Consider the following 18,927-nt stretch of genomic DNA (forward strand, 5'->3'; position numbering starts at 1 on the left):
AGTGCTGACGTCCTCCGTGGCGGCGGTCATAGTAAACTTCAATTCTTGCGATCACGTGGCCGCGTGTTTAGCGTCCCTCTACTCGGGCGACAGTATTCCGTGTCTGGTGTGGGACAACGGTTCAGCACATGACGACGTTGAGCAGCTCCGGCTCGCGTGCGGCGCCTACCCTAGCGTGACCTTGGTGGAGTCACCGGATAACCTCGGCTTCGGCGCGGCGGTTAACCAAGCTGTCGACGCAGTTGCGCGGGCACACGATATCGAATTCGCATGGGTGTTGAACCCTGATGTGGTGATCCATGCGGACGCTTTGAAGAATCTCGTCGCTGCCGCGAAACGTCACAAGTACGATATTCTGTCACCCCTGATTCTTACTCCCTCCACACCAAGCCGAATTTGGTATGCCGGGGGAGTTGTAGACCGGCGCGCAGGGCGGTCGATACATTCGCGCATCGGTGAGCTATTCACCGACGAGTCTGAGGGTGTCGAGGACGTTTCTTTTGTGACCGGCGCGGCTCCGCTTATCCGAATCGAATCTTGGCAGACCTTGGGGGGCTTCCGGGAAGACTTGTTCCTCTACTGCGAGGATGCCGAGTTATCTATGCGCTGGTACGACCGCGGTATGAAGCTTGGCTTTTGCCGCGACGCGGTCGTTACTCACGCCGAAGGCGGTTCGAGTGGATCCGGCGGCCCCAGCGCGACCTTTTACTATTTCGTACAGCGAAATCGCTTGATCATATACAGGAGATACAGTTCAATCTTGAACCTCCTCCTGGGGCAAGGTGCTTTTGAGACGCTACGGTTGTTGGTGTTCCCATTTCGCCGTAGGTCTGGAAGTGTCAGGCGGTTTAGAGCGTCGCTTTTGGGGGTCTGGGATGGGCTCAGTGCGAATCGCGATGCCCAAGGGACCTATGTGACTAGTTCAAGTCAGGGGAGACTCCGCGATGTTTGACCGGTGGCGCACTGGCGGGCCGTCGGCTGTGAGTAGAGCGTTTGCTATGGGCATCCGGCTTGCAAACCAACCCGGCGACAGGGGCGTGATAGCTCGCGCTACCCTCAGTGCCGCGCGTTTGCACGTTGTCAACATCTTCTCTCGTCAGAGGGTGACGCAGGACTCTGGCATAGATGTGGCGATGACGACCTTCGGGGCGAGAGCGAAGGTGGCACATATTGCCCTTGAGTCCATCGCGCGGGGGTCGACGCGACCCCGAAAGTTGATTCTCTGGGTCGACGACGAGCGAATACTCGCTGATCTCCCCCGCGGTTTGAAGCGATTGCAGCGCCGAGGGCTGGAGATTCTGCAATGTTCGGATTATGGGCCTCACAAGAAGCAGTATCCCTATGTGACTCAGATCTTTGATGGGACGACGAGTCTCGCGACTGCCGACGATGACGCAATCTACCCCAAGACATGGCTGACCGAGCTGGCGGAGGCACTCCTTCGCATGCCGAACGTTGTTCACGGCCATCGCGCCTACCTTATGTCGCTCGCGGATGAGAAAGTTGCGGATTACTCTTCTTGGGCTTTAGCGAGCAGCTGCGAGCCATCGATTCAGATATTCTGCACAGGCGTTTCGGGCGTGGCCTACCCACCTTCGGCTTTGCGAGCGCTAAAAGAAGAGGGCGACCGATTCATGCAACTTGCCCCGCGCGCCGACGACGTATGGGTGCATTCTGTCCTGGTCAGGGCCGGAATCGAAAGCCGGCAGGTTGCAGATCGGCCTCTAGAGCTTCCAACTATTCCGTTTTCTCAGGCGGGCGCCCTATACAAGACGAACGTCTTCATGGATGAGAACGACAAGCAGATAGGGTCCTGTTATGGCCCTGGAGAGCTGGCGGCGCTTAGCGGCGCGATCAATGGGCGCCTCTCCGGGGCCTCTCGTAGCCACTTGGGGGACTCTCCCGGCGCGGTTGAAAGATCTGCGTTGTGAGCTCCTCGGCGCCAAGAATCATTGATCCCGGTGTGACATCTGCTAGGGTGCTAACCGTTTTAGTTGGCAACATCTTTCCTCCAGCCGTCGCAATCCTTAGCGCACCGATTCTTGCCCAGTCCTTAGGCGTTTCGGGACGAGGCGAAGTAGCGGCGGCAACGGCGCCGTTCCTGCTAATGACGGCGGTTGCCACGATCGGCATTCCTGAAGCGGCGGCCTACTTCGTTGCGATGTTCCCGAGGTTGAGCCGCAGTATTCTGTCAAAAAGCTGCGCTCTCTTGTCCGGCGCTGGACTGGTTGCAACCATGGGCGTCGTTGCCTTTGCAGCAAGAATGTCGGTCGAAGAGTCCCAAGCGTTTCGGCTCACAATCATAGCTACCTGCGCTATTGTCCCAAATCTTTTGGTCGGTGCATTCAGGGGCGTGGCATCCGGACTTCACCAATGGCAGTTGGTCACTAAAGAGCGCGCTATTGGGGCGCTATCTCGCATCGCTCTGCTCCTACCGCTTTGGTTGACAGGGGAACTCACGCCGACGACGGCTGTCTTGATTCTGGTCGTTACTCCTGCGGTGGGGGGTATAGCTTATCTGAGGCTATTGCGGCGTCGGGCGGAAGTCGATACGCGTGACCTGGCGCGCGGTATCAGCGCGCAACGTATGCTGTCCTATGGATGGCGCGTGTGGGCCGGTTCTGTTTCGGGCGTGATTCTGATGAGAATCGATCAAGTTCTGGTTGCACCGCTTTCGTCGGCGGAGAGTTTGGGTCTCTACGTAGTTGCCGTATCCATATCCGAGGTGCCCCTCGTCTTCAACTCTGCAGTCCGCGACGTTTCCTTTGTCAGCGAAGCCATGAGTTCGGATTCATCTCGTCTGTGCGCAAGCGCGCGAGTTTCTACGATTCTGTGTGGACTTGTTGCAGCCGGCATCGGGTTGACGATGTATATCTGGGTCACGCCAGTGTTTGGTCGGGACTTTAGTGCCGCCGTTTCAATCACTCAGGTTCTCCTAGTTGCTGTGGTTGCGGGGACCCCCGGTTCGATTGCAGGCAGCATGTTAGGCGGCAGGGGCCGTCCTGGACTTCGTAGCTGGTCGCTTGCAGTTGCTTGCGCTGTCAACGTCATCTTGATTGTCCTTCTTGTACCGAGGCTGGGGGCGATGGGTGCGGCTATTGCCACTCTCGTGGGTAATCTGGCTGCCAGTAACTTGAATATCGTATTTGTTCGAATTCACTTCGGCGTTAGTATTGGGGATTTTTATGGCATACGGCGTAGCGATCTGTCATCGATGAGAGCCGCGGCAACGCGAGTGGGTGGCCAGTTGCGCGGCAGGACGTGAGGGTAATCCGAGGCTCCACTTGTGCTGTCGATCGCGACAGCTCGCAGCGTGTGTTCCTTTGCAATTCCTGCCCGGGTCGCCTCTGGCCGTATGGCTCGTTGGCCGCGCCGCGGCAGTGCTCGGCCCCAAGGGATGAATTTGCAATTTCGTCGATTCAGACCCCGCCCAGGAAGTAGGAATCTATGAGTCCTTTAGGTTTAGCGGTGGAGGGGCCTCCTCTACGGCGCAAGAGCAAGCCGTCAAGTACTGATGGGTCGCGCGGGCGTACCCGTATGCCTGCGGTACTGGGTTTCGCGATTATCGCAGCACAGCGCTTCGGCGTCGGCTCCTCCGGGGGAGGCGATTACCCACTTGTCAGTGCGGTGCTCTTCTTCACGGTTGCCTGGGCGATATTCTCGGGCCGCGCACGGGTCCGGCCTGCAGCTCTGCTGGCGTATACCGTTCTGACGATCCTCGCCATCACATCAACTCTAGTCTCGTCGAGTACTGGAAGTGCTGGAGTCTCGCTTCCAAGCTTGGTCCTGTTCTTGAGTACGTATGTCGTCATCCTGACCGGTGACACGTTTCGTGGCGGTGGGACGGGCTTCTTCGTCGGCGCAGTGTGGGCCATCAAGTTGGGGTCCCTGATGGCGGTAGCCCAATACGTCATCCAAAGGCTTGGGAGAGGTTTTTTCGACCCAATCCGTTCTCTCCCAGAGGCCTGGCTACGTCCCGGCTTCAACAGTTACTACGAGTTTCAGTTTCAGGGCGGGGTTTCAGGTCAGTTCAAACCCAACGGCGTCATCTTTCTCGAACCGTCGTTTCTCTCCCTATACGCGGGCTTGGCACTGTCGTACCTGGTGGGCCAAGCAGTTCAGCATCCGGAGTCTCGGAGAAAATGGGATGCCGTGTGGGGAATGGTCCTTGTAGCTGCGTTCGCGGTCTCGGCTAGCGCGTCGGGCGTCGTCGTTCTAGGGACTGCGATTCCGGTCTTAGTCTTGACCACTCGCCGAAACCGGCGAATGCTCGTTGCCGTCATTGCCGCCTTGGTCCCGGCTTGGTACTTGGGCGTTTTCGACCTAGTCATCGGTAAGGCTTCCGAGGGGGTCACAGGAACTACCAGTACGGCGATGCGCCTTACGTTGCCTTATGAGACGCTTTTTCCCTACTGGCTTGACGCGCCGCTTCTGGGGAATGGGCCAGGCGCCGCGTCAAGGCTGATTGCGGTTGCTGCATCTGAGGGAGGGGTTCAAACCAGCACCAGCATGAAGCTACTTACGGAATATGGGCTGACCACGACGCTTGTACTTGCCGTTGTCATATGGGTGTTGCTTCGAAGGAGTGTCGCGCCCGCGTATCTCATTACTTCCGTCTTGGCGGCGTGGGCCATCCCGGCCGAAGCTCTGGTGAATGCCACTTTGGTTTCGTTACTGCTCTTCGCATTACCCAATTGGGGCGAGGGTAGGATGTCGTATAAGGATTCCGGGAATTTGGAATCACAGACTTGCGAAGTTGCGGGGTCTACTGGGAGGAGTGCTTGATCAAGGCGCGGGTCGCCAGCTGAATGCTCATCCCCGTGGTCGGTGCGTCAAGCGATTAAGTTCCATGCGTAGCGACGTATGCTTTCGTGGTAGCAACGGCCAGTCTGGCCGATAACGTAAAGTTGGAAATATTCGTATCCGGGGGCCCGCTGGTCGGGCCGATCGTTCTTGCAACATTCTTGCCCGACGTTCTAAGGTCATCTGAAACTGTTATGAATGTGTTGCGATTTTATCCGCAGATTCGCTCGTCTCATTTTGAAACGGAACAGATTGCCATCGGTCTTACCATCTATTTAGACGAGCGTGAGGACTTCGACGAAGAGCAGAGCTCTCGTGTAGGCGGAACGCGACGGGTCAGCAAATTTGGCGCCATTCGTACCCTTGCCTGTTCTCGCGTTGATGTTCTAGAATTGCCCGAACCCTTGTGGCTAGACGTCGCATTCATATCAGCTTTCGCGATTTTGGGAACTCGTGTGTATGATCTGGCTGCGAACGAGCATACAAAGATCGTGGCATACTGTATTGAAAACGCGGGTCTAGATCGGGTCCCTCGTTCTTTTCTGCGACTTCCTGAGTGGGCTTGGCGGTTACCCGTGATGGCCTGGATCGGGTTTTGTGTCATGGCATTTGATGCACTGGCCTTTGGTTCCCAAGGCGCCTTTGACGCTTATATCAGTGCGACGCCCAAATTTCTACGGGAAAGGTTGCGCCGCAGATCGCGAATCATCTTGCAGCTACCAAGCCTCAACGTCTCGTCTCAAAACCGACCGGTGCTGACGCGCAAAGCTGCATCGGTTTTGTTCGTGGGTGGGTTTGAGGTGCGGAAAGGCTTCCATTTAGTGCTTGATGCGTGGCCGAAGATACGATCGCAGTTTCCCGGGGCCTCACTTGAGCTCGTCGGGCATGGCCCACTCGAAAGTGCGGCGGCCGAGCTGGCGGCAAATGATTCCAGTGTGACGGTTCGCGTTCGTCCTCCGAGGATTGAAATCTTGGATTCGTTTCAACGATCCCAAGTGTGCGTGCTTCCCTCGCAGCCTATGAGTAGGTGGCGCGAGCAGTTGGGTCTCCCGATAGTTGAAGCGATCTCGTTCGGTTGCAGCGTTGTCGCTACGGAGGAAACGGGCTTGGCAGGCTGGCTAAGGAGCGTCGATCAATCCGTCCTACATGTGCCCTCGTCATCGCATGATGTCGCTCAGGCGGTTGTTCGACATTTGCAAGAGTGGGTAGATGGTTTGCGACCGACCTATCCGCTCCCACGAGTTGCTGGTCGTGACCAATCCGAGGAGTGGCTGCTGTTCGGTGGCGACATTTGACAATTTCGCATTTGGCTTTTCATCCCGAGCATGCGGGAGACGGACTGTGTGAGTCGTGGAGTCTTGTCGACTGCCATTGATGAGGGAGACCGCGTCCTTGCTATCAGGTTCCTGCCTTGATGCAGTGAGTCTGGCGGTCCAGCGAAGCAGCGCCACCGAAGGCGCGCTTTCCACGTCGGCCGAAGCGCTTTGAGGGCTCTTGGGACCTGAGCTGGGAGGTCATGCCAGCCGGGGGTCGGTGAAGGCACCGCCGATGAGGAGCATCCGGAGCCGGTAGTTGTCGCGGTTGCGGAAGCCTCGGGCGACCCGGCGGTGGAGCTCGATGAGCCCGTTGACGGCCTCGGTGCCGCCGTTGTTGGCGCGGTCGGTGGCGAAGTACGCCAGGAACGGCTCACGCCACTGCTTCAAGGTCCGGCCGAGGCGGGCGATCTCCGGGATCGGGCACAAGGGGAACGAGGCGAGGACGTGCTCTGCGATCCGGCGGCCTGCGCGAGCTCCTTCTGGTGGAACGCGGAGCGCAGCTCCTGTCCGGCCTGCCATGCGACGAACACCTCGTCGTGGCGTTCGTCGGCAGCGACCGCGGCCTCGAGTCGAGCCTGCTGACGCTCGGTGAGACGTTCACGACCGCACCGCAGGCTCATCCGGATGCCGTACAGCGGATCGCCGGCGTGGCCGCGATGGCCGAGGGTCTCCTCCTGGACCCGGCGCCGGACCTCATCGACCGCGTGGCCGCCCAGCTTCACGACGTGGAAGGCATCGACCACCGCGACCGCGTCCTCGAGCTCGTCATCGACGGCGTTCTTGTACCCCTGGAACGGGTCCAGGGTTGCGATCTTCACGCCAGCACGGAACGCCGCATCGCGCTCTTTCAACCAGCCGGCGTACACCGCCCCTGAACGGCCAGGGACCAAGTCCACCAGTGCTGCCCGCGTGTTGCCGTCCTGGTCACGAGTCAGGCTCACCATCCCGGTCAGCTCCTTCGGGCCACGCTTGAGGGGGCTGACGTGATGCCAGATGTGCTCGTCGACGCCAAGGACCTGCACGCTCTCGAACCGGGCCGGGTCGGCGTCCATGACCTGCAGGAGCGGCCGGATCGAGCGCCACACCGTCTTCCACGACGTCCCGAGCTGCCGGGCCAGACCCAGCACCGAGGCGTGCTCCCGGCGCAGCTGCCGCACCGCCCACCAGCACGCCCGCACCGTCAGCAAGCCCCGCGGGTGGGCGCCCTGCTCGTCCTGCTCGGTGAACACCCCGACCGGGCAGGCCGGCTCGGGGCAGGTCCAGGTCCGCTTGCGCCATAGCGCCCGCACGGGCCGCCCGAAGCAGGGCGCGTCGATCAGCTCGACCTCACGCCGGCCGTGGCTCAGAGCCACCACCCCGCACGACGGGCAACCCGTAGGTCCCGGCGGCGACTCCACCCGCACCCGAAGCTGCTCCTCGTCCTGGACCACCTCCACCACGTGGAGCCCGTTCAGGCCGACCAGGAGATCGCAGTTGCCGCAGTACGCGGCCGGGGAAGAGCAGCGCGCAGCAGAGCACGCCGTAGGCTCGGTCATCGTCGAGGTCCTCGCGGAGCAGAAGCTTGGTCGCTTCTGATCCTGAGGGCCTCGACCCCCTACCTCGGCGCATCAATAGCGTGGGCGTGTCACCACAGCTCCCACCTCAGGTCCCAAGAGGGGACTGTCGCGCTAGTCCGAGCCAGACCTGATCCGCCGCCGTTTGTACGACTTCTATGACGCCGCCGCCCGCGCCGAGATAGACAAGACGACCCGGCTCGCGCGCAAGATCGAGACGTGGTCGCCGGCGGTGCTCGTCGCGCTCACCGAGGACGTCACCAACGCCCGGACCGAAGGCTTCAACCGGATCATCAAGCAGACCAGCGGTCGGATGCGGCTTCACCAACATGGACAACTACCGAAGGCGCATCATGCTCCACATCGCCCTCACACGAGGGCAGAGACCACCAGCGTGAAAGCAGCACCCGCCGCACGCAAATGCGGAGAGCCCTCAATCGCGTCCCACAGGGTGCGCCCGTCCAGCCGAGGTGGTGGGCCAGCGTGGACACGGTGGTGTCGCCGTGCCCAGCGCATGAGTCACCCACCCGACCGCTCGCGAGGTCAGTTCGCCGGGCTCGCGATCAGATCCCGCCGCTCGCTCGACGTGACGACCGGGCAGCCCACCTCGGTGCACCGGCCGACCTGCTTGCGTCACCGCACTAACGTCACGGCGCCGAAACAGGGCGCCTTCCTCGGCCTCGCGGCCGCGCCGGCCGCAACCACCATGCATCTTGGGCAGTCACCCACGTCCGCGTCCGTTTTTCCACGGACACGACGAGCTGAGCAAGCTCCTCCGAGTGCACGTCGAACACATGCAAGCCCGAGTCGTTGAATATCGCGTCCGCGCGGGCACGCAAGCCGCCGCCGACACCACACGTACGGTGATCCATGTCGAGGACTTCAGTTAGGCAGCTTGGTGCCCACAGATGCTAGGAGATCCCGTCCCTATCGACGAGCCTGTGCCCATGCTTGATTACGAAGAGCCGCTGAAGGACCGCGCTTTGCGTCTGCGCATACCTGACTCCCCGACTCAGCTCACAGCCGTGATGCCGTCTGCGACACGGCGAGGAATTGATTTAAGGAGGACGGCATCAAGCATGGCGATTTCAGTATGAGGCGGTGGCCGGCGCGGGAGTGGACGCTGAAGTTGAGCGTCTCTTCTGAACAAGACGCGCAAGTTTGTGAGAATTTGATTCGACAATACGGAAGAATAGCCATGCCGCGCAAATGGAGATAGGGATGCCGAGTATGAAGACTAAGTATGAAGCTCCAACCGGGATGATCGTGGCGATACTCACAAGGATGGGCTCATGCACGAGGTATAGGCTGAAAGAGATGGTCCCCAAGAAGCGCAGTGGAGGGGACTCGAGGAAGCCGCTGAACCCTCGTGACGAAAATGCGAGCACGACCAGCAGTGCGACTCCAGGTACGACGATGATTGGATTCAGCCTATCCAGCGTGTTGCTGACTGGTTTTGTTATGGCCCACTCTGCGATGGTGAGCAGCGCCGCCAAACTGAGGATCGCTGGCGCCCTCCATCTTGCCATGCGACCTGCGTAGAGAATTCGTCCAGCGAGACGCAGTCGTTCAATGTTGACTGCAATCAGCGCTCCCACTCCGAAGAGGGGGAGGTACTGCGCCCAGTCATATCCTATGAATCGCCCAGTGGCCGTGAAAGCGATCGAAAGAAGCAGTAGCGGCGCCCAATACTTTGTGCCAAGCTTCTTCGCCAGCAACACATAAATCGGTAGAAGAATGGAGAAAATGACCTCCCAGCGCAATGACCATAGGGGAGAGTTCAAATTCGAGACTCCGCCAAGGAGGAATGAATCCTTTAAGACTAGAATCGCAGTAACGGCGATATCGTGTGATCTCACCCAAGGTGTGAGTGCAGGGTTCGATCCATTTCGGGGCCAGGCTAGGGTTAACGCTGAAGCGAAAAGCACCGAGGCGACAACCGGCAGATATAGGCGAATTGCCCGGGCGACGTAATACCTTCTCCACGGTGCGCCTGAGGCGCGGGTGAAGGGTAATGTCAAGACAAGCCCGCTGAGAACGAAGAATATCAACACTGCCTCGTGCCCGCCCCACAGGAGGTGAACTGGACTATATGTAAGCGCGGTTGCGTAATAGGGCGCGTCTTCGCCCTGTCTCGCTGCCCAGAATGCAGGCGACGTCAGGAATGCATGGTGAAGCACGACGGCGAGGGCCGCGAGCCCCCGGAGGCCATCAAGGCTAGTGATGCGTTGTGTCGATCTGCCTTCTGTGGCGCAGGTCATCGCGTCCCCCGGTTGGTGAAGAAATTTGAGCCCGCGACCTCGGTGAACACGGAACGTGCGCTTGATTCGGCCTGTCAGCGCCCTGGCAAGCCACGTCAGTCGAGACTTGACGCTAAGGGATCCGAGATTTGCGTGGGCGGTGGCATTTGCTCCAAGCGCATACAAGGATTTTGGGTCGCAAGGCGTTACAAAGTTAGCATAGGTTTCATGCATTGAGGTTGCCCCGGTCGGTTGGCGACCTCTCGTGCTCGGTGGCGGGCCGGGCGCGAGAGGATGCCAAGAGGAGCAGTTACTCCGCGAGTGCGTCCAGGTCGCTGCGCACCCGGTGAAAGACACGCGCCGCTCTCTCGCGTAGGTGGCCCGCGACCTGAGAGCGAACTGGCAGCAAACCCCCAATCTGCAGTTTCCGCATCTGCGCCACCTGAGCCGGCTCTACGATCAGGTCTCGCTGGGTCTGGACCAAGAGTCAGGGGGGAAGATGCTTGGGGACATCGCTAGTACCGGAGGCATCCTGTTTGTGTGCACCGGCAATATCTGCCGGTCGCCGTACGCCGAACGGCGCCTGCGCCAGCTGCTGCCTGACGCGGGAGCGTCGATAGCCAGCGCGGGGACTGCGGCTGTCGTCGGTGCCGAACTGGAGCCCGCCGCGACCGACCAGCTGCGCCGAATGGGCGCCGACGACACAGGCTTTGCCGCGCAGGCACTGACGGCGCGGATGCTGGACGGGGCCGAGCTGGTTCTCACGATGACGCGCGCGCACCGCGGTCAGGTGGCGCGGCTGCGCCCCGCGGCGATGCGCCGGATCTTCGCTCTCGGGGACTTCGCCGACCTGTGTTGCTCGTCGAGGTCGTGGCGGCCCATCGCACCGGCGCGCCCCTGGCTCCCGCAGGTCGTCGCCGAGGCTGCCGCTGTCCGTGGCACAGTCGCTCCACGAGACCTCTCACAGATCGACATCGTCGACCCCTACGGTGGCTCAGCACGGATGCACGCCGAGGCGTTCGGCCGCATCGAGGACTTCCTCGAGGTGGTCGTTGGCGTGCTTGGCACGGCGAGCTACTCTTCGAGGACACCCGCTTACCACTGACACACAGAGAGGCCCCCGACCGGCTGGTCACGAGGCCTCTCTGTGTGACGACAAGCGTCCTCAGGGATGAGTCAGTGGAAGATCGAGTCGTCCGCAGGGAAAACCGGCTTGGCCCCGTTCGGCTGCGGAGGCACCGGCGCTCGGAGCGCGGACTCGGCGCGATCCGCCGCCGAGGTCTCTGGCGACGCTCCCGGCTCCCGACTCGTCCGGCTGCCCGCGGCGGTCGGACGCGGGGTCACCGGGCCCACCTCATCGGCGGACGCCACAGTGGGGCGGCGACCTCTGCCCGGGCGGTCCTTGGCCCGCTGCCGCTCGCTCTCGGGGCGGTAGGTGTACTCGTACGTGCCATAGCCCGCACCGATCTCCTTCGCTTTGACCCGGTTGAGGATGAGGCCGAGCAGCGAGGCGTTGATCTGATCGAGCGTGTCGAGAGCCCGACGCACGTGCTCGCGCTCGACCACGTCGGCACCGACGACGACGAGAGCGCCGTCGACCAGCGTGCTGAGCACCGCCGCGTCGGTGACTGGGAGCAGGGGTGGGGCGTCGATGATGACGTAGTCGAAGCGCTCGGCCAGGTCAGCCACCAGCTGCTCCATGTTGGCCGACCCGAGCAGCTCGCTCGGGTTGGGCGGGATCGGGCCGGCGCCGAGCAGCCGCAGCCCCGTACGGCCGAAGGGCTGGAGCACGTCGTCGACCTCGACGCGACCCACGAGCACGTCCGTGAGGCCCACCGACCCCTCGAAGCCGAGGTAGTCGAGCAGCCGTGGGCGGCGCAGGTCGCCCTCGATGACGACGACCTTGAGGCCCGTCTCGGCGAGGCTGAGGGCGAGGTTGGCCGCCGTCGTCGACTTGCCCTCGCCGGGGAGTGAGGAGGTGACGACGATCGACTTGGCCGGGTTCGCGACGTCGACGAACTGCAGGTTGGTCCGCAGCGACCGGAACGCCTCGGCGCGTTGGGAGTGCGGGTCGACCTGGACGATGAGGGGGTGGGCCTTGGCATCGGCGTCGAAGGCGATGCTGCCGAGGATGGTCCGGTCGGTCACGGTCTCGAGGTCGCGCTGAGACTTGATCGACTTGTCGAGCATGTCGCGGAGAAGGGCGACGCCGAAGCCGAGGAGCAAGCCGAGCACGAGGCCGAGCGCGAGGTTGCGTGTCGGCTTGGGACTGACCGGCGCTGCGTCGGCAGTGGCCTCCTTGACGATGGTGACTTTTACCGGGCTCGCCTGGGTCCCCTTGCGCTCGAGCTCTTGGATGGTCTGCGGGAAAACGTTGCCGACGGCGGCGGCGATGCGCTGGGCTCCGGCCGGGGTGGAATCTGTAACGGTGACATCAATGATGGGTGTGTCGAGCGGAATCGTAGAAGTGACCTGGTCGGCGAGCTTGTCGGGCGTCGTCGTGAGCCCGACCTGCTTGATGACGGGGTCGAGCACCTTAGGGGAATCGAGCAGCTGAGAGTAGGTCTTGACCCGTGCCTGTGTGAAGGTTGCGCCCTGCTGCAGGGCCGAGGTCGTGTCCTCGCTCGAGGTAGACACGAAGAACTCTGCCGTCGCCGCATACGTCCGCGGAGACAGGGTCGTGTAGGCGGCCGCGAGGCCGAGGGTCACGAGCGCCACCGCCGCGATGATGATCCACCGCTTCCGGATGACGTTCAGGTAGTCCTGCAGTTCCACAGTCGCCGTCTCTTCTCGTCGGCCGTGCCTGGTCACACGACTCCGCGTCAGACAATTCCGACACATAACTCGACGCATCCTATGCCGTCTGCCCGAGATGCGCTGATCCAGACCATCGGCTCCGTAGAGTGACGATCGTGATGACGCGGATGTCGGACAAATCGGTTGGGCGCCTAGCGCTCGGGGGCCTCGTCTCCTTGGTTGTCTTGGACGTGCTCCTCGTCGCGCTCGCCCTCCGGCCGGAGACAGCCGAGGCCTCCCCGCCAGCAGCCTCGGCGTCCTTTGCTGCGACGCCGGTGCACGCTGCGAGCAGCGCGCCGCCAGAGACCACCGCTGCTCCGTTAGTCGAGCCGGCACCCGTCCATGAGGCGATCGCCGCTGTCGACGGCAAACGCGCTTGGCGCGGCATTCTCGGCTCGTGCCGGGACGGCGGCGCGAGTCTCAGCGTCACTGAGGACGGCGGCCTCACGTGGATGAAGCGCGCCGCACCGCCACGCGCCGTGGGGCGCTTCCAGCCCGTCGCCGCCAGCCGTGGTTTCGTCATCGGTGCAAAGGACGGGGCCTGCACCTTGGGGGAGTACTCGACCGGCGACGACGCCGGGACCTGGCAAGGTCCTCGCGCCGTCGTCGGCGGTTGGTCCCGCGTCCCTGACAGTGACCATGTCTTGGTCATCACGCCGCAGAGAACCGACGCCCGCCCATGCGGGACCACGCCGGTCGTTGACCTCGCACGGGTGAGCGCCAAGGCTGCCGTCGTCGTTTGCGCGGACGGGCGCCTCGTCCGCTCCTCAGACGGGGGCGCGACGTGGCCGATCGCCGCGACGGTCAAGGGCGCGCTGGCCGTCGGTGCACGTGAGGTCAACGGCGTCCCCACGGTCTACGTCGCCCGTGTGGCCGACGGCTGCGCGGGGGTCGAGGTCGCTAAGGTCGCCGAAGGTCCAGCCACCCGGATCGCGTGCGTTCTGACCTCACTCGAGGGCGCCACCGGCCGCGTCTCGCTCAGCGTCGTGGGGGACGGCGGCTGGCTCGGCGTCGCTGGGGCAACGTGGCGCTCGGACGCGAAGCTCGAGACGTGGCGACCGACCGTGTTACCCGGTCGGCTCTGAGGTTTCCCGACCCCTTAGGCTGGCCGACCATGAAGGGGACATCCACTCGGGTAGCGCGGGGCAGCCAACCGATAATGGCCAGCATCCGCGAAGTTCTCGTCATAAGCACCCCCGCCGGCTCGGAAAACTGCCAGCACCGTCCCAGTGGGCTCGCCGAGACCTCCGAGTCTGGGTTGCTGCCCAGTGTTGATGACGGCCCTTTCGACTCGCGGGCGCTCGTCGAGGCTCGCCCGTGAAGAGCGTGGGGGGCCTGCTCGTCGTGTGCACGGGGAACGTGTGCCGCTCGCCCTACATCGAGCGGCGCCTGACCCAACTGCTCGACGGCACCGGCATCGAGGTGTCGAGCGGCGGCACGGGCGCCCTCGTCGGCTCACCCATCGACCCGGGCTCGGTTGTCGAGCTGCACGAGCGCGGTGCAGCGACAGATGGATTCGCGGCTCGCCAGCTCACGGCCGCGATGGTAGCGGACGCCGACCTCGTGCTGACCGCGACCCGCGCGCACCGCGCCGAGGTGGTCCGGCTCAGCCCCCGGGCCATGGCCTCATGCTTCACCCTCGGCGACTTCGCCCATCTCGTCGCCGCCGATGCCGACGACCTCGACGCGTTCGACCAGGTCGACGAGCCCGGTGGTTCCGACGCGGGCGAGTCATGGGTGGCGCACGTCGCTGGCGTCGCCGCGTCACAGCGCGGCATCGTGGCGCCCCTGTCGCTGGACGAGTCCGACATTCCCGATCCCTACCAGCAGGGCCCCGAGGCGTTTGCACGGATGGCCGGCGCGGTCGAGCACGTGCTGCCCGCCGTGGTGAGGGCGCTGAAGCCCTGAGCCGAAGCCGGTCGCTGAACGCCCCGGGTTGGGGGAGCGCGGCCGCGATGGGCCAGAATGCACCCATGTCTTCGACGCCTTCCCTCTCGACCACGACGCCGCGCAGCCTCTCTGGCATGCAGCCGACGAGCGACTCGCTCCACCTCGGCAACTACATCGGTGCGCTCGTCGAGTGGGTGCGCCTGCAGGAGACGCACGACGCCTTCTACTTCGTCGCCGACCTGCATGCACTGACCGTGGCGCCCGACCCGAAGGTGCTGCGTGAGCGCACCCGGATCACGGCGGCGCAGTATATCGCGGGCGGCGTCGACCCAGTGCGCTCAACGCTCTTCGTCCAGAGCCACATCGCCCAGCACACCGAGCTCTACTGGGTGCTCGGCACGCTCACCGGCTTCGGCGAGGCGAGCCGCATGACGCAGTTCAAGGACAAGTCGGCCAAGGGGACCAACACCAACGTCGGCCTCTTCGCCTACCCCGTGCTTCAGGCCGCCGACATCCTCATCTACGACGCCAACGTCGTGCCGGTCGGGGAGGACCAGCGCCAGCACCTCGAGCTCTCCCGTGACCTCGCCGGACGCTTCAACCAGCGCTTCGGCGACACGCTCGTCGTGCCCGAGCCGCACATCATGAAGGCGACGGCCAAGATCCAGGACCTCCAGGCCCCGACGGCCAAGATGAGCAAGTCGGCGGCATCCGACGCCGGGCTCGTCAGCCTGCTCGACGAGCCGTCGCGCATCGCGAAGAAGATCCGCTCCGCCGTCACCGACACCGAGCGCGAGATCCGCTTCGACGAGGACAACAAGCCGGGCGTGTCCAACCTGCTCTCCATCCACTCCGCCCTGTCCGGCACGCCGGTGGCCCTCCTCGAGGAGCACTACGCCGGCAAGGGCTACGGCGACCTCAAGAAGGACGTGGCCGAGGTCGTCGTCGAGGCCGTCACTCCGTTCCGCACCCGCACGCTCGAGCTGATGGCCGACCGCGCGGAGCTCGACCGCATCCTCGCTGACGGCGCGGACCGGGCCGGCGCCGTCGCCGAGGCCACGGTGCGGCGCGTCTACGACAAGGTCGGTCTGCTTTCGCGACCGGGCCGCTGAAAGCCGCGCGCACCCAGGTGCGTTGCGGGGGCGCCCCATTCGATACCGTCTGGGCGTGAGTGTTGCGCGCCTGACGACGATCGGCGTTTCCATCCCCATCCCCGCCCCGCACGGAGACTACCTCCAGCGCCGCCGGGCCGACTTCGGTGACCCCCAGGCATGGCGGATCCCCACGCACATCACGCTGCTGCCGCCGACCGAGGTCGACGAGCAGACGTATGCCGCCTTCCGCAGCCACTGCACCGCAGTCGCTGCCGCCCACACGCCGTTCGACGTCGTGCTGCGCGGCACCGGGACGTTCCGGCCGCTGTCCGACGTCGTCTTCATCCAGGTCGCCCGGGGCGTCTCGAACTGCGAGTCGCTCGAGCGGGCGCTCCGGTCCGGCCCGGTCACCCGCAACCTCGACTTCTACTACCACCCGCACGTCACCGTCGCGCACAACGTCCCTGCGGACTCGCTCGACCGCGCCTTCACCGACCTCGCCGACTACTCGGTGACCTTCGAGGTCGACGCCTACCACCTCTACGAGCAGGGCGATGACGGCGCCTGGCGTCCCGTCGACGAGTTCACCCTCGACGGGAGCTGAGCCGTGGCTGCCCTCCAGCGCATCCTGGACCGGCTCAAGGCCACCCGGGGCTACCGCGCCTGGACCCGCTACGGCGAGGCCAACGGGGACCTCCTCGCGGCAGGCGTCGGCTACTTCGCGTTCTTCTCCATCTTCCCGGCTCTCGCCCTGGCCTTCGCGATCTTCGGCTTCGTGCTCCAGGGCCGGCCCGACCTCGTAGAGACGATCGCAGAGTCCCTCAACAGCACCCTGCCCGGGATGGTCAAGACGGCATCCCACCCGGACGGCATCATCAGCGTCCAGGCACCGACGAGCCTGACCCTCACCGTGACCGGCATCATCTCGTTCGTGACGCTGCTGCTCGCCGGCCTCGGCTGGGTGGGTGCTCTGCGCACCGGCATCCGCGGGGTCTTCGGGCTCGAGGCGTCCACCGACAACATGGTGCGCACCAAGGCCCGCGACCTCTTCGTCCTCGTGACGCTCGGCCTGGCGATCGCCCTCTCGGCCATCCTCACCAGCACCGTCGGAGGCCTCGCCGAGCGCGTCGCGGGCTGGATCGGCCTCGCGGGCAACGGTTTCCTGGTCGGCGTCGCCGGGCTCGTCGTCGGGGTCGTCTTCGACACCCTCATCCTCATCGTCCTGCTCCGGATGCTCTCCGGGGTGCCGCTGCCGATGCACAACGTCCGCCAGGGAGCCCTGCTCGGCGCGGCCATCCTCACGGTGCTCAAGCTCTTCGGTGGCTTCCTCGTCAGCCGGGCCAGTCACAACCCCGTGCTCGGCACCGTCGCGGTCGCCGTCGGCCTGCTCTTCTGGCTCAACCTCATGGCGAAGGTCATCCTGCTCTCGGCCTCCTGGGCCGCCAACGACGTCGACCTCGACGACCTCGGCGACGACACCCAGCGCTCGCCGATGGCGCGCGCCCTGCGGCCGGCGTTCATCGCCCCGCTCCGGGCCCCCGCCGACACCAGCCTCGTGCCGTATGCCGCCACGCCCGTCGCGAGGGCCGCCGTCACCTCCCAGCGCGACGAGCCACGCTCACGCGCCACCGACCGCGTCAGCGTGGCCGCGGGAGCAGTCGTCGGCGCGGCCGGGGCCCTGGCCGTCACGGCAGCACGACGTCTGCGCCAACGCTGACGGGGAGCCGCTGAGGCGCGGACCGAGCCGGGTGCTCAGGCCCGTCGTCTCCGGCTTCGTCCGCGCCTTCGGGCGACGAGCAGTGCAGCCGCAGCCGTCGCGACAGCGCCCGCAGCCCCGAGCACGCCAAGCGCCGTCTTCCGGTCGAAGGCGGCCGCCCACGTCGCCCAGGTCGTTCCGGCCGCAGAGGCTCCCACGGGCGCGAGGGCGGCTGCCCCGTCCGCCCCGCTGGATCCAGGCGCTGCGGCGCTGTCGTCCCCAGCGAGCAGCCCGGACAGCGTTGGTGCGGCGATCGGTGCAGCGGCCTCGCCGGGCTCGACGAGCCGGCCCACAGGCGTCACCCGTTCGGCGTTGGCAAAGCCCCAGTCGAGCAGGGCCGCCGTCGGCTTCCACGAGCCGGTGACACTGCCCATCTGGCTCACGATCAGGGTTCGACCGCCCCGGGTCGCTGCCCCGATGAAGGTGTGCTGGGCGCGGTCCGTGCGTCCAGGCTTGATGCCGATCGTGCCGGGGTAATGCGTCAGCAGCTCGTTGATGTTGTAGACGTGGAAGGCCGGCAACACCCTGCCCTGCTTGTCCTTGCTACCCGGGAAGACCGCGTCCCGCTTGGTGATGGTGGCCCGGAACGCCGGCAGCCGCATCGCGTCTCGCCCGATGAGCGCGAGGTCGTAGGCGCTCGAGCGCTGCTCGCCCTCGTCGAGCCCGCTCGGGTCGACAGTGACGGTGTCGTGCGCACCGATCTGCTCGGCCTTCTCGTTCATCAGCGCGACCGTCGCGTCGTAGCCTCCAGCCGCATCGGCCAGGGCATAGACCGCGTCGTTGGCCGAGAACATGAGCATTGCGTCGAAGAGGCTCGACACGGGATAGGGGTTGCCGGCCAGGACGCCAACGCGTGAGCCGGCCGCGTCCTGGGCGTCCTGTTTGGCGACGACGACCCGTCGGGGGTCGAGGCGAGGCATCAGCGTGAGCGCCGTCAGGGTCTTGAGCGTGCTGGCCGGGCGCAGCCAGGCGTGCGGCGACTTCGCTGCGAGGATCTCACCCGTGCCGAGGTCGGCGATGACGTAGGAGACGTCGAAGACCTCGGGCGGCCCCGGCACGGAGACGGGTCGGTCGACGACGACGCCGGTCTCGGCGAGACGTGACCCGCCGACGACCGTCTCGGGCTCCCATGCCGGGTGGGCGAAGGGCGTAGGCGGCACGGCACGGCACACGACATGCGGCGTCGGCGTCGGCGTCGGGTGCGTCGCTGCTGGGTGTGTCGACGTGGTCGGCGTCGCCTGAGAGGGAGCGGGCGGGTGTGCAGTGGCCGCGTCCGTCGGGAAGATCCTCGGCGCGAGGGTCACTCCCGCCGGGACGGTCTGAGGTGCCTGCCAGGGCGCACAGCTCGGCGTTGCAGCCGCGGCGGGCGGGACGGCATACGTCGTCGTCAGCGTGAGCCCCAGCGCGAGGGCACCGAGCGTCACGCCCGCGGCCGGCGTCGCCCGCGGGCGACGTCGGGAGGTCTCCGGAGGCGTCATC

General features: G+C 64.5%; 15 protein-coding genes and 1 pseudogene. 12 read left to right on the forward strand and 4 right to left on the reverse strand.

What is annotated here, in order from left to right:
- The first annotated feature begins 16 nt into the window (after nucleotides 1-16).
- From AC1DIW_RS20975 to AC1DIW_RS20995, 5 genes are all read left to right on the forward strand, one after another.
- A complete protein-coding gene (locus AC1DIW_RS20975; RefSeq protein ID WP_478110748.1) occupies nucleotides 17-952 on the forward strand; it encodes a glycosyltransferase family 2 protein in 936 nt (311 codons plus the stop codon).
- 181 nt (nucleotides 953-1,133) lie between these two features.
- Nucleotides 1,134-1,931, forward strand: a complete 798-nt coding sequence (locus AC1DIW_RS20980) for a hypothetical protein (RefSeq protein ID WP_478110683.1) — start codon at nucleotides 1,134-1,136, stop codon at nucleotides 1,929-1,931.
- Entirely contained in the window at nucleotides 1,928-3,265 is a 1,338-nt protein-coding gene (locus AC1DIW_RS20985; RefSeq protein WP_478110685.1) for an oligosaccharide flippase family protein, read from the forward strand. Before AC1DIW_RS20980 ends, AC1DIW_RS20985 begins: the two co-directional genes overlap by 4 nt.
- A 272-nt stretch (nucleotides 3,266-3,537) precedes the next feature.
- Nucleotides 3,538-4,785: a hypothetical protein gene (locus tag AC1DIW_RS20990; RefSeq protein WP_478110686.1), complete on the forward strand. Its 1,248-nt coding sequence runs from the start codon at nucleotides 3,538-3,540 to the stop codon at nucleotides 4,783-4,785.
- An 86-nt stretch (nucleotides 4,786-4,871) separates the two neighbouring features.
- Nucleotides 4,872-6,098, forward strand: a complete 1,227-nt coding sequence (locus tag AC1DIW_RS20995; RefSeq protein ID WP_478110688.1) for a glycosyltransferase family 4 protein — start codon at nucleotides 4,872-4,874, stop codon at nucleotides 6,096-6,098.
- 219 nt (nucleotides 6,099-6,317) lie between these two features.
- Here the strand turns inward: AC1DIW_RS20995 and AC1DIW_RS21000 are convergent.
- Nucleotides 6,318-7,582 (reverse strand): annotated as a pseudogene (locus AC1DIW_RS21000) (ISL3 family transposase).
- A 235-nt stretch (nucleotides 7,583-7,817) separates the two neighbouring features.
- Between AC1DIW_RS21000 and AC1DIW_RS21005 the strand changes: the two are divergent.
- Nucleotides 7,818-8,486 carry a transposase gene (locus AC1DIW_RS21005; protein WP_478110689.1) on the forward strand — a complete coding sequence of 223 codons (669 nt, stop codon included), beginning with the start codon at nucleotides 7,818-7,820 and terminating at the stop codon, nucleotides 8,484-8,486.
- A 274-nt stretch (nucleotides 8,487-8,760) separates the two neighbouring features.
- Here AC1DIW_RS21005 and AC1DIW_RS21010 read toward each other — a convergent pair whose 3' ends face one another.
- The gene (locus AC1DIW_RS21010; RefSeq protein WP_478110691.1) at nucleotides 8,761-9,933 is read right to left on the reverse strand and encodes an acyltransferase family protein; all 1,173 of its coding nucleotides are present in this window, start codon (nucleotides 9,931-9,933) and stop codon (nucleotides 8,761-8,763) included.
- A gap of 355 nt (nucleotides 9,934-10,288) precedes the next feature.
- Here AC1DIW_RS21010 and AC1DIW_RS21015 point away from each other — a divergent pair, with 355 nt between their 5' ends.
- Nucleotides 10,289-11,017, forward strand: a complete 729-nt coding sequence (locus tag AC1DIW_RS21015) for an arsenate reductase/protein-tyrosine-phosphatase family protein (RefSeq protein ID WP_478110693.1) — start codon at nucleotides 10,289-10,291, stop codon at nucleotides 11,015-11,017.
- Nucleotides 11,018-11,088: 71 nt separating this feature from the next.
- Here the strand turns inward: AC1DIW_RS21015 and AC1DIW_RS21020 are convergent, their stop codons facing one another.
- Nucleotides 11,089-12,687 (reverse strand): tyrosine-protein kinase domain-containing protein, encoded by a 1,599-nt coding sequence (locus AC1DIW_RS21020; protein WP_478110695.1) that lies wholly within the window; start codon nucleotides 12,685-12,687, stop codon nucleotides 11,089-11,091.
- Nucleotides 12,688-13,421: 734 nt separating this feature from the next.
- Between AC1DIW_RS21020 and AC1DIW_RS21025 the strand changes: the two genes are divergently transcribed.
- From AC1DIW_RS21025 to AC1DIW_RS21045, 5 genes are all read left to right on the forward strand, one after another.
- Nucleotides 13,422-13,793, forward strand: coding sequence for a hypothetical protein (locus AC1DIW_RS21025; protein ID WP_478110696.1), 372 nt, complete (start codon nucleotides 13,422-13,424; stop codon nucleotides 13,791-13,793).
- A 232-nt stretch (nucleotides 13,794-14,025) separates the two neighbouring features.
- Entirely contained in the window at nucleotides 14,026-14,616 is a 591-nt protein-coding gene (locus tag AC1DIW_RS21030) for an arsenate reductase/protein-tyrosine-phosphatase family protein (RefSeq protein ID WP_478110698.1), read from the forward strand.
- 47 nt (nucleotides 14,617-14,663) lie between these two features.
- Nucleotides 14,664-15,710, forward strand: coding sequence for a tryptophan--tRNA ligase (gene trpS / locus AC1DIW_RS21035; RefSeq protein WP_478110699.1), 1,047 nt, complete (start codon nucleotides 14,664-14,666; stop codon nucleotides 15,708-15,710).
- A 55-nt stretch (nucleotides 15,711-15,765) separates the two neighbouring features.
- Entirely contained in the window at nucleotides 15,766-16,296 is a 531-nt protein-coding gene (locus AC1DIW_RS21040) for a 2'-5' RNA ligase family protein (protein ID WP_442277894.1), read from the forward strand.
- A gap of 3 nt (nucleotides 16,297-16,299) precedes the next feature.
- A complete protein-coding gene (locus AC1DIW_RS21045; protein WP_478110701.1) occupies nucleotides 16,300-17,409 on the forward strand; it encodes a YihY/virulence factor BrkB family protein in 1,110 nt (369 codons plus the stop codon).
- A gap of 35 nt (nucleotides 17,410-17,444) precedes the next feature.
- On the opposite strand, the gene AC1DIW_RS21050 is transcribed toward AC1DIW_RS21045, so the two are convergent.
- Nucleotides 17,445-18,926 carry a D-alanyl-D-alanine carboxypeptidase family protein gene (locus tag AC1DIW_RS21050; RefSeq protein WP_478110702.1) on the reverse strand — a complete coding sequence of 494 codons (1,482 nt, stop codon included), beginning with the start codon at nucleotides 18,924-18,926 and terminating at the stop codon, nucleotides 17,445-17,447.
- Nucleotide 18,927 lies beyond the last annotated feature (1 nt).

Source organism: Terrabacter sp. 01T434 (assembly GCF_056398545.1).

Coding starts and splice junctions, on each gene's coding strand:
- AC1DIW_RS20980 (WP_478110683.1), top strand. CDS start 1,134: ATGACGACCTTCGGGGCGAGAGCGAAGGTGGCACATATTGCCCTTGAG.
- AC1DIW_RS20990 (WP_478110686.1), top strand. CDS start 3,538: ATGCCTGCGGTACTGGGTTTCGCGATTATCGCAGCACAGCGCTTCGGC.
- AC1DIW_RS21010 (WP_478110691.1), bottom strand. CDS start 9,933: ATGACCTGCGCCACAGAAGGCAGATCGACACAACGCATCACTAGCCTT.
- trpS (WP_478110699.1), top strand. CDS start 14,664: ATGGGCCAGAATGCACCCATGTCTTCGACGCCTTCCCTCTCGACCACG.
- AC1DIW_RS21050 (WP_478110702.1), bottom strand. CDS start 18,926: ATGACGCCTCCGGAGACCTCCCGACGTCGCCCGCGGGCGACGCCGGCC.